Source organism: Sphingobium sp. B11D3B (assembly GCF_025961735.1).
GTDB lineage: Bacteria > Pseudomonadota > Alphaproteobacteria > Sphingomonadales > Sphingomonadaceae > Sphingobium.
On sequence record NZ_JAOQOF010000001.1, the window covers coordinates 1432801 to 1446910 of the forward strand.

At 66.2% G+C, this 14110-nt stretch carries 13 protein-coding genes; 6 read left to right on the forward strand and 7 right to left on the reverse strand.

All coding sequences use genetic code 11. The features are described 5' to 3' along the window. Positions 1 to 205: 205 nt before the first annotated feature. Together M2333_RS06790 and M2333_RS06795 are read left to right on the forward strand one after the other, a co-directional pair. Positions 206 to 1399: a type III PLP-dependent enzyme gene (locus M2333_RS06790; protein ID WP_264611252.1), complete on the forward strand. Its 1194-nt coding sequence runs from the start codon at positions 206 to 208 to the stop codon at positions 1397 to 1399. 64 nt (positions 1400 to 1463) lie between these two features. Beyond that, positions 1464 to 1901: an MAPEG family protein gene (locus tag M2333_RS06795; protein WP_264611253.1), complete on the forward strand. Its 438-nt coding sequence runs from the start codon at positions 1464 to 1466 to the stop codon at positions 1899 to 1901. On the opposite strand, the gene M2333_RS06800 is transcribed toward M2333_RS06795, so the two are convergent. The 6 genes from M2333_RS06800 to M2333_RS06825 all read right to left on the reverse strand — a co-directional run bounded on the left by M2333_RS06800 (position 1891) and on the right by M2333_RS06825 (position 8673). Continuing rightward, positions 1891 to 3105 (reverse strand): class I SAM-dependent RNA methyltransferase, encoded by a 1215-nt coding sequence (locus M2333_RS06800; protein ID WP_264611254.1) that lies wholly within the window; start codon positions 3103 to 3105, stop codon positions 1891 to 1893. The two genes, M2333_RS06795 and M2333_RS06800, sit on opposite strands and share 11 nt — an antisense overlap. Beyond that, complete coding sequence (locus tag M2333_RS06805) at positions 3102 to 4472, reverse strand: NAD(P)H-hydrate dehydratase (protein ID WP_264611255.1); 1371 nt, start codon at positions 4470 to 4472, stop codon at positions 3102 to 3104. The genes M2333_RS06800 and M2333_RS06805 overlap by 4 nt, the downstream gene beginning before the upstream one ends. A 210-nt stretch (positions 4473 to 4682) precedes the next feature. After that, positions 4683 to 6407: a dihydroxy-acid dehydratase gene (gene ilvD / locus M2333_RS06810; protein WP_264611256.1), complete on the reverse strand. Its 1725-nt coding sequence runs from the start codon at positions 6405 to 6407 to the stop codon at positions 4683 to 4685. A 92-nt stretch (positions 6408 to 6499) separates the two neighbouring features. Beyond that, the gene (locus M2333_RS06815; protein ID WP_264611257.1) at positions 6500 to 7216 is read right to left on the reverse strand and encodes an N-formylglutamate amidohydrolase; all 717 of its coding nucleotides are present in this window, start codon (positions 7214 to 7216) and stop codon (positions 6500 to 6502) included. A 45-nt stretch (positions 7217 to 7261) separates the two neighbouring features. Beyond that, a complete protein-coding gene (locus M2333_RS06820; protein ID WP_264611258.1) occupies positions 7262 to 8098 on the reverse strand; it encodes a 4-(cytidine 5'-diphospho)-2-C-methyl-D-erythritol kinase in 837 nt (278 codons plus the stop codon). A 62-nt stretch (positions 8099 to 8160) separates the two neighbouring features. Further along, positions 8161 to 8673, reverse strand: a complete 513-nt coding sequence (locus tag M2333_RS06825; RefSeq protein ID WP_264611259.1) for a DUF305 domain-containing protein — start codon at positions 8671 to 8673, stop codon at positions 8161 to 8163. A 157-nt stretch (positions 8674 to 8830) separates the two neighbouring features. Here M2333_RS06825 and M2333_RS06830 point away from each other — a divergent pair, with 157 nt between their 5' ends. Continuing rightward, positions 8831 to 8977: a lmo0937 family membrane protein gene (locus tag M2333_RS06830; protein WP_181559368.1), complete on the forward strand. Its 147-nt coding sequence runs from the start codon at positions 8831 to 8833 to the stop codon at positions 8975 to 8977. Positions 8978 to 9054: 77 nt separating this feature from the next. Here M2333_RS06830 and M2333_RS06835 read toward each other — a convergent pair whose 3' ends face one another. Next, the gene (locus M2333_RS06835; RefSeq protein WP_264611260.1) at positions 9055 to 10707 is read right to left on the reverse strand and encodes an electron transfer flavoprotein-ubiquinone oxidoreductase; all 1653 of its coding nucleotides are present in this window, start codon (positions 10705 to 10707) and stop codon (positions 9055 to 9057) included. 124 nt (positions 10708 to 10831) lie between these two features. Between M2333_RS06835 and M2333_RS06840 the strand changes: the two genes are divergently transcribed. The 3 genes from M2333_RS06840 to moaB are packed head-to-tail and all read left to right on the forward strand — an operon-like array spanning position 10832 to position 13948. Beyond that, positions 10832 to 11659 carry a hypothetical protein gene (locus M2333_RS06840; protein ID WP_264611261.1) on the forward strand — a complete coding sequence of 276 codons (828 nt, stop codon included), beginning with the start codon at positions 10832 to 10834 and terminating at the stop codon, positions 11657 to 11659. Then, positions 11656 to 13431, forward strand: coding sequence for a lytic transglycosylase domain-containing protein (locus tag M2333_RS06845; protein ID WP_264611262.1), 1776 nt, complete (start codon positions 11656 to 11658; stop codon positions 13429 to 13431). Before M2333_RS06840 ends, M2333_RS06845 begins: the two co-directional genes overlap by 4 nt. Further along, positions 13421 to 13948 carry a molybdenum cofactor biosynthesis protein B gene (moaB, locus tag M2333_RS06850; protein ID WP_264576016.1) on the forward strand — a complete coding sequence of 176 codons (528 nt, stop codon included), beginning with the start codon at positions 13421 to 13423 and terminating at the stop codon, positions 13946 to 13948. The genes M2333_RS06845 and moaB overlap by 11 nt, the downstream gene beginning before the upstream one ends. Positions 13949 to 14110: the final 162 nt, after the last annotated feature.

Sequence of the window (14110 nt, forward strand, 5' to 3'; positions counted from 1 at the left end):
GCACCGAAATTGCGCCATCGCTGCAGCGCAATTACGAAAAAGCCAGACTTTCCGGCACTTTCCAGCGCCGCAGCGCGTGACTCAATTTTGACCCCCGATCTTTACAGGGGGGGCCGCAGGTCATATATGCGCACCCCTGCTGCCCCATGGGACTTCCACCGCAAGGCAGCTCTTTTCGACTGTAATCCACTGGAGGTCCCTTGAGTTGTACAAGCATCATAGCGCGCTGGGGGTAGCTCTCTCCCTCAAACCGGCAGCACCGGTAACGCTTATTCGCCCGCAGGCAGCTGCCCGCGCCGCTCGATACTTCTCGACGAAGTTCCCGGGGCGCTCGCTCTATGCCGTCAAGGCCAACCCCTCGCCCGCGTTGCTGGAAACGCTGTGGGCAGCTGGAATCACGCATTTCGATGTCGCGTCCATTGCCGAGGTTCGGCTGGTCGCGCGGACGCTGCCGCAGGCCAAGCTCTGCTTCATGCATCCGGTGAAAGCCGAGGAAGCCATTCGCGAGGCCTATTTCAAGCATGGCGTGCGGACCTTCTCGCTGGATTCGCTCGAGGAGCTGGAGAAGATCGTGCGGGCCACCCGTGGCGCGCCGGACCTTGAGCTGTGCGTGCGCCTGCGCGTCTCCTCCGAGCACAGCAAGCTGAGCCTCGCCTCCAAATTCGGCTGCGATCTCGCCGATGCGCGCGAGCTGCTGCAGGCCACCCGTCAGGCTGCGGATGCGCTCGGCATCTGCTTCCACGTCGGTAGCCAGGCGATGTCGCCCCATGCCTATGTGCAGGCCATCGAGCGCGTGCGCGCCGCGATTGTCGATGCATCGGTGACCGTGGACATCGTGGATGTGGGTGGCGGGTTCCCCTCCACCTATCCCGGCATGGAGCCGCCGCCGCTCGGCCATTATTTCTCGGCCATTCACCGCGCCTTCGAGAGCCTGCCGATTTCCTATTCGGCAGAGCTGTGGTGCGAGCCGGGCCGGGCGCTGTGCGCGGAATATAGCTCGCTGCTGGTGCGGGTGGAAAAGCGCCGCGGCAACGAGCTGTTCATCAATGACGGCGCCTATGGCGCGCTGTTCGATGCAGCACATCTCGGCTGGCGCTTCCCCGTGCAGTTGCTGCGCGCCGAAGCCAACGAGGCGGATCAGGAAGCCTTCAGCTTCTACGGCCCGACCTGCGACGACATGGACCATATGGCCGGCCCGTTCATGCTCCCTGCGGACGTGCGTGTGGGCGACTATATCGAGATCGGGATGCTCGGCGCTTATGGCAATGCCATGCGCACCGAGTTCAACGGCTTCGGCGCGGAAAGCGTCGCGCAGGTTGCCGACGAGCCGATGGCGAGCCTCTACCGTGAGGAAGAGCCGGCCCCGCAGCAGTCCAACGTGGTGCAACTGCGCCGCTAAAGCGGATTGCCAAGCTTGGCAGAATGAGACAGCCTCCCCGGACAAGTTTCGGGGAGGCTTTTTCATGTCCGTCAATCTGCTGGTGCCGGTGTTTGCGCTGGTGCTTTGGTCCATCGTGATGCTCATCTGGATGGTCGCGCTGCGGCTCCCGGCGCTGAGCAACCTCAAAATCTCGCCGGAGCAGACACGCGGCGGCCGTGGGCAGGATCTCGACCGGATGCTCCCGCGCGAGATCAACTGGCCCGCGCACAATTACGCGCATCTGATGGAACAGCCGACGATTTTCTACGCGACGGCGATCGGCCTGGCGCTGCTCGGCCAGGGCACGACGGCCAACATCGCCCTTGCCTGGGCCTATGTAGGCATCCGCATCGTCCACAGCGTATGGCAAGCGAAGGTGAACACCATTCCGGTGCGCGCCAGCCTGTTCTTCCTCTCGTCGATCCTGCTGGCGATGCTGGCCGTCAACGGCATGCTCGCCGCGCTACGGCTCAGCGCCTGAAGGTCGCGACCAGCTCGACATGGGTCGACCAGCGGAACTGGCCGACGGGCTTCACCCGCTCGATGCGGTAGCCTGCCTCGGCCAACATCACCGCATCCCGCGCGAAGCTGGCCGGATTGCAGGAGACATAGACGATCAGCGGCACCCGTGAGGCCGCGATCTGCGCCACCTGCTCGCGCGCGCCGGCGCGGGGCGGATCGAGCACGACCGCATCGAAGCGATTGAGTTCCGCCGGGGTGAGCGGCCGGCGGAACAGATCACGATGCTCCGGGAAGATGCGGCCGGGCAGGCGATTGCCCCCGCCGCGCAGGGCCATCACCAGATCGCGGGCGGCCTCCGCCGCATAGACTTTGCGCCCCGGCACATCGTTGGCGACGGACAGGGCGAAGGTGCCGAGACCCGCGAACAGGTCAGCCACCATGGCTGCGCCCCCCAATGCCTGACGCACCTCGGCAACCAGAGCCGCCTCCCCGTCCTGCGTCGCCTGCAGGAAAGCGCGTGGGGGGTAGCCAGTGAGGACATCGCCGAAGCGCACCGTCACCGGCTCCGGCTCCCAGATGGTCATCGGGGCATCGTCGTCGATCAGGATGAGCCGGGCGAGCTGGTTCTCACGGGCAAAGTCGAGCAGCGCCTCGGTTTGGGCAAGGCCGTCGACCCGCAGGCCTGAGAGGACCACATCCACGCCCTGATCGACCAGCGTCAGATCCGCCTCGCCGGGCTGGCGATCCGGCAGCATGGTCGCAAAGAGCCCGCGCAGGGGGGCGACGAGCGCGAAAAGCCGCGGGTCCAGCACCGGGCATTCGCGAAGATCGATGAGCTTGTGACTGCCCTGCTCCGAGAAGCCGAACTGGATGCGCTTGCCGAGCCGCAGCGCCCGCAGGCTGGCCCGACGACGGCTATGCGGCGGCGAGACATAAGGCGCGGCGGCCTCCTGCGCGCTCAGCCCCTGCCCGGCCAGCGCGCCGGCCACGCGATCGCGCACATAGTCGGTGAAGGCCTCATCCGACAAATGCTGGAGCTGGCAGCCCCCGCATTGCGGGAAGTGCCGGCATGGCGGCGTGACGTGATGCGGCCCGGCCTCGATGCTGCCATCGGTGCGCAGACGGTCGCCCGGCGCGCTCAGCGCCACATGGCGGCCATCCGCCGTCACGCCATCGCCTCGCGCGGCAATGCGGACGATAAGATCGGGATCGGGGCTGGTCATGAGGCACTCGCAAGGGCAGCAGGAAGGCAACCGACGAGATCGTCGGCAATGAAGGCCGCGCCGGCACGGCGGCCAGCCTCGCCATGCAGCCAGACGGCCTCACAGGCAGCGGTGAAGGCATCGCCCGTAACCGCCAGACGGCCCGCGCACAAGCCGGCGAGCACATCACCCGTGCCGGCGGTCGAGAGCCATGCCGAAGCCGGCGGGGCGACGACGCAGCGTCCATCGGGCGCGGCGATCACGCTGTCCGCGCCTTTATGCACCACGACGGCACCGATATCGGCCGCCGCCGCGCGGGTGCGATCGATCTTGTTGCCCGATTGTTCGCCGAACAACTGGCGGAACTCGCCTTCATGCGGAGTGACGACGGCAGGAGGTGGCGCTTCCGGCCGACCGCGCGTGCCCATGAGCCATAAAGCATCCGCATCGGCGACGGTCGGCACCCCTGCCCTCAAGGCTGTAAGGAGCGTGCGCCATGCGGCATCATCGCGCCCAAGGCCGGGGCCGACGAGCAGCGCCTTGGCCCGATCCACCTCGAAATGCTCGCTGCGAACAATGGCGTGACTGTGAGAGCTGGCCGGCGCGGCCTGCCCGATCAGCCGCACATAGCCGGCCCCGCTGTGCGCCGCCGCCTCCGCCGCCAGCGCGGCCGCGCCCGGCATCGCGCCGGCCACAACGCAGACCAGACCGCGCAGATATTTGTGGGCATCACGGGTCGGAGGCCGGATCGATGGCGGTTGAAGGACCCGCGCGGCATCCGCCGGCGCGTCGATGCCGATGTCGACAAGCCAGCGCTGCTGCGCGAAGCCGAGCGCCGGCATCAGCACATGGGCGGGCTTCCAAGCGCCCAGCGAGAGGCAATGGGTGAAGACCGGCACTGGGGAGAGCGCGAGCGCGGCATCGCTCTCCACGCCGCTCGGGACGTCGATGGCGTAGCTCAGTTGCGCGGCATCGACCAAGGCGCCGAGCCGCGCCGCCAGCTCCGGCGACAGGCCGCGCGTGAGGCCGATTCCGAACAGCGCATCCACCAACTGCGTCGCCGGTTCGGCAAGCATGATATCCTCGACCGGGCCGCCCCAATCGGCGCGCGCCTTGCGGCTGCTGCCCGTGCCGCTCTCGCCCAACGCCGCCACGCGGACGGGCACGCCCAGATCGCGCAGGGTACGGGCGATGACGAAGCCGTCCCCGCCATTGTTGCCGGGGCCGCAGAGCACCAGCACATCGCGCATCGCGCCCGCGCGGAAGATCACCTCTGCGGCGCGCTCCCCTGCCCTGCACATCAGGCCGTAGGGATCGGTGCCGGCATCGAACAGCGCCTGCTCGGCGGCGCGCATCTGGGCGACGGTAAGGATGGGCGCGGCGGTCATTGCTGACTGCATCGCGAAGAGCGTAGGTTTCCTGATCCACCACTGTGCTCCTGCGAAGGCAGGAGCCTAGGGCGGTCAGGACCGTCGCATGCGCTCTGTGCTCCTGCCTTCGCAGGAGCACGGCGTTGAGCAAATAAGCCTCGGTGGCGCCGCAACTGACGCAGGGATGCATCAGCCCAGGCCCCTCTCCCGAGGAGAAGGGCCATGGGATCAGATATCGGCGAAGACATGCTTCTCCGCTTTGGCGCCGGGATGCGTCACCGCGCCCTGCCAGGCCGGCCCGACATTCTGCGCATAGCGCCACAGGGCACCCGCCTGATAATTATTCTGGCGCGGTTGCCACTTCGCCCGGCGCTCGGCCAGCACGGCTTCGTCGACCACCAGATCAATCGTGCCGGCCTCGGCATCGATGCTGATGGTATCGCCATTCTCGACCAGCGCGATGGGGCCGCCGTCCGCTGCTTCCGGGCCGACATGGCCGATGCAGAAGCCGCGCGTGCCGCCCGAGAAGCGCCCGTCCGTGATGAGCGCGACCTTCTCGCCCAGACCCTGCCCATAAAGCGCAGCGGTGGTCGAGAGCATCTCGCGCATGCCGGGGCCGCCCTTGGGGCCTTCGTAGCGGATCACGACGACATCGCCGTCCACGATCTGCTGCGCCTCCACGGCGGCGAAGGCCTCTTCCTCGCGCTCGAACACCTTGGCGATGCCGGTGAACTGCAGGCGCTTCATGCCCGCGACCTTCACGATCGCCCCATCCGGCGCAAGGCTGCCCTTGAGGCCAACGACACCGCCGGTCGGCGTGATCGGCGTCTTGGCGTCGTAGATGACCTTCTGGTCGGGGTTCCACGTCACTTCGTCGATATTCTCGCCCAGCGTCTTGCCGGTCACCGTCATGCAATCGAGGTGCAGCAGGCCGGTCTGGGCCAGCGACTTCATGAGCATGTAGATGCCGCCGGCGGCATGCATGTCCTTGGCGACATATTTGCCGCCGGGCTTGAGGTCGGCCATGTACGGCGTGGTCTTGAAGATTTCGGCCACGTCGAACAGCGAGAAGTCGATGCCGCATTCATTGGCCATGGCCGGAAGGTGCAGCGCGCCGTTGGTGGAACCGCCGGTCGCCGCGACGATGCGGGCGGCATTCTCAAAGGCTTCGCGCGTGCAGATGTCACGCGGGCGCAGGTTGATCTTGAGCAGCTCCATGATCTGCTTGCCCGCCGCGACAGCGATTTCCTGACGGCTCTTGTAGGGCGCCGGCACCATGTTGCTGTTCGGCAGCGACAGGCCGATGGCTTCGCCGACGCAGGCCATGGTGTTGGCGGTATATTGGCCGCCGCATGCGCCATGGCCCGGGCACGCCGCCTTCTCGATAGCCGTCACTTCCGAGAGCGGGCAATTGCCGGCAGCGAACCGCCCGACAGCCTCGAACACGTCGATGACGGTCAGGTCCTCGCGATCCTTATAGTGGCCGGGGAGGATGGAGCCGCCATAGACGAAGATGCTGGGCACGTTGAGGCGCAGCATCGCCATCATCATACCGGGAAGCGACTTGTCGCAACCGGCGAAGGTCACCAGCGCGTCATAGCAGTGGCCGCGCACGGAGAGCTCGACCGAGTCCGCGATGACCTCGCGGCTGACGAGGCTGCTCTTCATGCCCTGATGGCCCATGGCGATGCCATCGGTCACCGTGATGGTGTTGAAGCGGAACGGCGTGCCGCCTGCGGCCATCACACCCTCGCGCGCCCAGTTGGCCTGCGTATCGAGCGTGGTGTTGCACGGCGCGCTGTCATTGCCGGCGGAGGCGAGACCTACGAACGGCTTGGCAATATCCTCTTCCTTCCAGCCCATCGCGTAATAATAGCTGCGATGGGGGGCGCTCTCGACGCCAACGGAGACGTAGCGGCTGGGGAGTTTGGATTTGTCGAAGCTGTGGGTCATTTCATTCACCTTCCTGCGGGCAGCGCTCTAGGCCCGTTGCGGGGCGGCTTGCAAGCATGGAGGGCGCAAAACACGCCTGTTGCGAGCCGCTCTCAGGAAAAGGCCGCACGGCAGGCGCGCAGCACCGGCCCGATGATGCCCGCCAACCGCGCCTGACCGGCGCTGTCACTCACCAGATCCTGCCGCATCTCGATGCCAAGATAGGGCCGCCCATGGGCCTCGGCATGGCGGTTCATCGTCGCATTGAGCAGCTTGCCCGAATAGGGCTCCTGATCGCCGACCACCAGCCCGGCGGCGGCCAGCAGTGGGATGGCGATCCGCGCGCCGCGATCGTCCTGATTGTAGAGCACGCCGATGTCCCATGGGCGCGCCTCCTCGGGCCGGCTGCGCAATTGCGGCGTAAAACTGTGCAATGAGAGCAGGAACGGCCGATGCCCCTCCCCGGCCAGCGCAGCGACCTCGGCATGATAGGGATCGTAGAAGCGCGCGAGACGGTCGGCGACTTCGGCGGTGCTGTTGCCCTCAATATGGTGGCCATCGCTATGTACAGGCACCAGCCCGGCCGAATCCGCCTCGCGATTATAATCGATGACAAGGCGCGAGACGCCGCCCAGGATGGCGCAACACCCGCCTTGATCCACCAGCAGCCGCGCGACCTGCGCGACGCCGATATCGACCGCGACATGCTCCTCCAGCACGGCAGCGGGCAGACCGAGATCGATATCCTCCGGCACATGGTTGGAGGCATGATCGGCAATGATCAGAAGCGGTGCGGACGGATCGCCCAGGATTTGAAACGCAGCAGTCATGTACAAGGCCTAGCGCAGTTTGCGGCCGGCCAAAAGATCACGTGTTCAGCGCAGCAGGCTGGTCATCACCCACCAGTCGGGATGGTCGACAATGATGCGGTCTGCGGCGGCATCCCGCTCGACCTCGCTCGCGAAGACGGCAAAGCAGGTCGCACCGGAGCCGGACATGCGGGCAACTTGGGGAAGCTGCGCGCGCAGCACCGCCAACACCTCCTCGATTTCCGGCACCAGAGCCATGGCGCTCGCCGTAAGATCGTTGCGGCCCCGCGCCCATGCCAGCGGGTCCAGCGCGCCCCGGTCGATGCCGTCCCATCCGCCGAACACAGGTCCGGTCGGGCAGGCGATCAGCGGATTGACCAACAACACGGGCGTCTCTGCCAGATCGAGGTCGATCGTCTCCAGCCGGTCGCCTACGCCCGATCCGAACACGGTGGCCGAGCCGAGGCAGGCGGGCACATCGGCGCCCAGCGCCGAGGCGATGGCCGGAAAATCGATCTCCATCGGCCGCACATCCCACAGCCGCACCAGCAGCCGAAGCGCAGCGGCGGCATCGGCCGAGCCGCCTCCGATGCCGGAAGCAACCGGCAGGCGCTTCTCGAGCAGCAGATCGGCGCCCAGATGGCCGCCAGTCGCGGTTTGCAGGGCCTGCGCTGCGCGCATCACCAGATTGCGGTCATCCGTCGGCAAGCCATCCGCGAACGGCCCCTCGATGCGCAGCGCGATCTCGCCGTCCTCGCGGAGCGTGCCGCTCAGCCCGTCGCCATCCGCGCAAAAAGCGAACAGGCTCTCCAGCTCATGATAGCCATCGGCGCGGCGCGCGCGGACATGAAGAGCGAGGTTGAGTTTGGCATAGGCGGTTTCTGTGAGCACGGGCGGCTCCATAGCGGGGCCGCGGCCGCTTGTCTTGTCCCTCTGCAAGGGCTGGGTCGTCGAGCCCTGCTGCGTCAGTCCGAGGGCGCGGTCTTCCCTGCCTCGCGATAGTCGGGAAGATCAGGCGCATTCTGTGGCACCGGCTGCGCCTCCAACTTGGCGATCAGCGCCTTCATTTCAGCGATCTCCCGCACCTGCGCTTCGATGATGCCGTCGGCCAGCGCACGCACCTGCGGGTCGCGAACATGGGCGCGCTCGCTGGTCATGATCGCAATGGAATGGTGCGGGATCATCGCCTTCATATAGCTGACATCGTCGACCGTGGCCTGACTGCGCACCAGCCAGAGCGAGAGGCCGAAGACGAGAGTTGCGCCTGCGATAATCCCGATCTTCACGCCCTTGCGCGGGTACATCCCCCACATGAAAACCAGCATGATGATGGCCATCACAGCCCCCATCAGCAGCGCCATCCAGGTGCGGGTCTGGCTGTACGTGACATGATCGAGGGCGTAGGTGTTCAGATACATCAGTCCGAACATCACGACCGTCGACGTGGCGATCATGGCCGCGAAGCGCGCGTAGCTCATCCAGGCCTCCTCTGCGGGTTTGCCAAACCAACCCGTCAGCAGGGATAGGGTTGCAGTCTGAGCCGACGTCAGTCGGCCTGCTAAACACCGAGATGGGAACTTTTCGCCGCAGCGACCGTCTCCCCATTGTCGGGAAAAGAATTTGAAAGGGACTTATATGCTCTGGACCATCATCGGTATTCTGATCGTTCTGTGGCTGCTTGGGTTCGTCCTTCACGTCGGTGGCGGCCTGATCCACATCCTTCTGCTCATCGCGGGCGTGGTGTTCGTATTCCAGCTCATCACCGGTCGCCGATCTCTCTGATCGCGCCAATGATCGATGAACAAACGGGGCCTTGATCGGCCCCGTTTTTCTATGCGTCAGCGAAGGTGTCGGCGCAGTTACATGTTCGGATAGGTCGGCCCGCCGCCGCCCTCCGGCGCGACCCAGTTGATATTCTGGGTTGGGTCCTTGATGTCGCAGGTCTTGCAGTGGACGCAGTTCTGCGCGTTGATTTGGAAGCGCGGATTTCCGGCGCCATCCTCCACCACCTCATAGACGCCCGCAGGGCAGTAGAGCCGGGCCGGCTCGTCATAGAGCGGCAGATTGTAGCGGATCGGCACGTCGGGGTCCTTGAGCTGCAGATGGACCGGCTGGTCCTCCTCATGATTGGTGCCCGAGAGGAAGACCGACGAGAGCCGATCGAAACTGAATACCCCGTCCGGCTTGGGATAATCGATCTTGTGGACGGCATCCTTGCGCCAGAGCTTGGTGTGATCGGCCTTGTTGCGCAGCGTGAACGGCAGTCCGATGCCGAGCGTGCGCATCCACATATCGATGCCGGCAAACAGCGTCCCCACGACATTGCCGAACCTGGCCAGCGCCGGGCCGGCATTGCGCACCAGCTTCAGCTCCTTGGCGATCCAGCTTTCGTCCAGCGCGGCGGGGTAGGCATCCAGTACATCGCCGGAACGATCCGCGGCGACCGCATCCGCCACGGCGTCGGCCGCCAGCATCGCGGATTTCATCGCTGTATGCGTGCCCTTGATGCGCGGGACGTTCACAAAGCCGGCCGAGCAGCCGATGAGCGCCGCGCCGGGCATCACCAGCTTGGGGATGGATTGCCAGCCGCCCTCATTGATGACGCGGGCGCCATAGGAGACGCGCTTGCCGCCTTCCAGAACCGCGCGGATGTCCGGATGCTGCTTCCAGCGCTGAAATTCCTCGAACGGGCTCAGATATGGGTTCTTGTAGCCCAGCCCCACCACGAAGCCGAGCGCCACCTGACCATTCGCCTGATGATACAGGAAGCCGCCACCATAGGCATCGGTCAGCGGCCAGCCTTGCGTGTGGATCACCCGGCCGGGCACATGCTTGGCCGGAACGATGTCCCACAATTCCTTGCAGCCCAAACCATAGGTCTGCGGATCGCTCTCCGCTTCCAGATCGAAGCGGGCCTTGAGTTGCTTGGTGAGGTGGCCGCGCGCGCCCTCGGCAAACAATGTGTAGCGGGCATGAAGCTCCAGCCCCGGCTGATAATCCGGCTTGCGACTGCCATCGCGGGCCACGCCCATGTCGCCGGTGGCGACGCCCTTCACGGCGCCATTTTCATCGTACAGGATCTCGGCTGCAGGAAAGCCGGGGAAGATTTCCACGCCCAGCCCCTCCGCTTGCTCGGCGAGCCACCGGCACAGCGAGCCCAGCGAGCCGGTATACGTGCCCTTATTGTGCATGAACCCCGGCGTCAGCAGATGCGGCACTGCGAATTTGCCCGAGCGGCTGAGCATCCAGTGATGGTTCTCGGTGACCGGCACCTGCGCCAGCGGGCAGTCGCTGGTCCGCCACTCCGGCAGCAGCTCATCAAGCGCCCGGGGATCGATCACTGCGCCCGAGAGAATATGCGCGCCGATCTCCGAGCCTTTTTCCAGCACGCAGACGCTGATCTCGCTGCCCGCCGCCTGGGCGCGCTGCTTGAGGCGGATCGCCGCGCTCAAGCCTGCAGGGCCTCCGCCTACGATCACCACATCATAGGGCATGGATTCCCGTTCGGACATGTCTACCTCCCTATGCGGCGGACGCTCTGGAGTTCCGTCCGGTCGCCGCAATATTTTCACGCTTTACAGTCGCCAGCGATGCGGCAGAGTTGACCGCGCCGTCAACCTCTGTCTCTGTAAACCCATGGGTGAGCAGGACATGATGACGCCGGAGCAGGCGGCCTATGCCTATGCGCATTGGTGGCGGGAAGCGGGGCTGGATTGCGCCACCGACGAGGCGCCCCGGCGCTGGCGGGATGGCGAACCCGTTCCATTCTGGCGACGCTCTTCCAACACAGCCAGTGGCGCAGCGGACGTTGCCGCGCGGCCGGCCATTGATGCGCCTGCTGAAGCCCCCGGGCCGGCGCCGCAGCCCACCCCCGTACAGGCCCGCACGCCGGATCAGGCGCCCAAGAGGATGCCGGGAGATTTACCGGGCTTCCTCGACTGGATTGCGCAGGATGCCGGCCAGCCGGAAGCCGACTGGCATGGCGAGCGGATCGCGCTCCCCGCCCTGCACGCGCCGCGCCTCGTTCTCCTCGTCGAGATGCCGGCCGCCGGTGCAACCGATCTGGCCCAGCTTCTCGAGCCGCAACAGCAGCGGTTCATCGCCGCGATGCTCGGCACGCTCGGCCTTGAGCCCGCACAGGCGCCCTGTCTGCCGCTGGCTCTGCGCCGTCCGCCGGGCGGTCATCTCGATGCCGCTTTGCTACCCCAGCTCGCTGCGCGGATCAGCCGCTATCTCGATCTGGTCCAGCCGGGCGCGATCATCCTGCTGGGTGACCGGATCGGCCGTGCCATGCTCGGCGAGCGCTGGCGACCCGGCCTGGTGGGGCTTGAAAAGATTGACCTGCCGCATGGCAGCGTGGATACGGTCGCCCTCGCGGGGCCTGATCTGCTGATGAACCGGCCGCTTGCCAAGGCCAGAAGCTGGCAGAGCGTGCGTATGCTCCATGGATTGTTGACGCAATGAACAGGTCCCCTTCCCGATCCCGTGTGCGCCGGTCGCTGCTCATGGCCCTGTCGCTGTGCGCGCTCGCTGGCCCACTGGCGGTAGCCCAGCCGGCGGCGGCAGCCTCCGCTATCCCGACGCCGAGCCAGGATGAGCAAGGCCGATATGGCGCCATTCTCGCCATGCTGGAGGGCAAGCGCTGGGACGAGGCGCGCAGTGCCATTCTCGGCCTCTCCGAGGCGGACAGTATGCGCCCGCATCTGCTTGCCGAGCTGTATCTCGCCAAGGATAGCCCCCGCGTCGAGCTGTTCGACCTGCTCGACCTGCTGCACAAGACGCCCAACCTTCCGCAGAACGACCGCATCGCCTCGCTGGCCCGCAAGCGGGGCGCGCAGACGCTGCCGGACCGGCCGGCCACGCGCCAGCTCATGTGGACCGGCACCTCTCCCCAGCGGCAGATGCTCCGCTCCGTGAAGGGCGATGCCGCGGCCGATCAACTGCGCGGCACGCTGCTCCAGTACATCAAGGACGATCAACCCAATCAGGGCGAGGCCCTGCTCGCCTCCGCCGAGGCCGGGCTCGGCATGGATGGGCGTACCGAATTGCGTCAGCGCCTCGCCTGGTCCTATTTCATCTGCGGCGATACCGCCAATGCCCGCCGCATGGGCGCGCTGGCCGTCAATGGCGGCACCGGCGAGTTCGTGGCGCCCTCTTACTGGGTGATGGGCCTCGCCGCCTGGCGCGAGAAGCAATGGGCTGCCGCCGCCGATTCTTTCTATCACGCCGCGATGAGCACCTCCGATGCGGACCTGCGCAGCCGCAGCTATTTCTGGGCCGCGCGGGCCATGATGGCCGACCGCAAGCCGGAGCGGGTCAATGCCCTGCTGCGCAGCGCGGCGCGCGATGAAGAGAGCTTTTACGGCCTGCTGGCCCGCGAAACGCTCGGCCTCGGCTTCAGCACCGCGCTCAAGCGGGAGACTGTGTCATCGCAGGATTGGTCACTGCTCGCGGGCAGCGGCAATGTCCGCAACGCCGTGATCCTCGCCACGCTGGGCCGGAGCGCGCAGGCCGATGCCGTGCTGCGCCACGAAGCGGCGCTCAGCGACGACACGCGCTATAGCGCGCTGGTACATCTCGCCAGCGACCTCTCGCTGCCGACCACCCAGCTATGGCTGGCGCAACGCTCGCCAAGCGGGCGCAAGTCGGCGGCCTATGCGCGCTATCCGCGCCCGGAATGGTCACCGAGCAATGGCTGGCAAGTCGAGCGCGCGCTGGTCTTCGCCCATGCCCTGCAGGAATCCCGCTTCCAGACCGATGCCCGCAGCCCGGCCGATGCACGCGGCCTGATGCAGGTGCTCCCGGGCACGGGCGCGCAGCTTGCCCGCTCCAGCGGCATGGCGGTCACGCCCGATCAGCTTTACGATCCGGCCGTCAGCCTCGCGCTCGGCCAGGCCTATCTGCGCAAGCTCAGCCAGATGCCGGCCACGGGCGGACTGCTGCCCAAGGTCGTCGCGGCCTATAATGCCGGCCCCACTCCGATCGAGCGCTGGAACGTGCAGATCCGTGATGAGGGCGATCCGCTGCTCTTCATCGAATCCGTGCCTTATTACGAGACCCGCGCCTATCTGAACGCCGTGCTGCGCAATTACTGGATCTACCAGATGGACGAGCAGGGTGGCCGCTCCCCGGCGCTCTCGGCCATGGCGCAGGGCCTATGGGTCCGCTTCCCGGATGGCAGCAAGGACGTCGCCGTCCGCGTCACCCCGCATGGGACTGCCGCCGGTGCCTATTGACGAGAGCCGCGTCTTCACCCCGGTTCAGATCGCCCTGCTCACCATCTCCGACACGCGGACGCTGGCAGACGATCGATCCGGCGATACGCTCGCCGAGCGGGTGACCGCTGCCGGCCATGTGCTGAAGGCCCGCGAGATCAGCAAGGATTCGGTCGAGACCATCCTTGGCCATCTGCACCGGTGGATCGACGACCCGCAGATCGATGTCATCCTCACCACCGGCGGCACCGGCGTGACCGGGCGCGACGTGACCCCCGAAGCGCTGGAAAAGGTGCAGGACAAGGCCATTCCAGGCTTTGGCGAACTGTTCCGCTGGCTCAGCTTCCAGTCGATCGGCACCTCGACCATCCAATCCCGCGCCTGTGCCTGTGTGGCGCGCGGAACCTACATTTTCGCCCTGCCCGGCTCGACCGGCGCGGTGAAGGACGGGTGGGACCAGATTTTGGTCCACCAGCTGGATAGCCGCTTTCGGCCGTGCAACTTCGTGGAATTGATGCCGCGGTTGCTGGAGAAGTAGGCTCAGGAAATCCACATCCCGTTCGTGTCGAGCCCTTCGACTGCCCGCAGGGCGGGCGCTCAGGATAAACTTCAGCCAAAGGCTGAAGTCGAGACACGCCTAGCACGGCGCTCATGTGTCTCGACTTCGCTCGACACGAACGGGAGATGGGAGGTGCCCCTA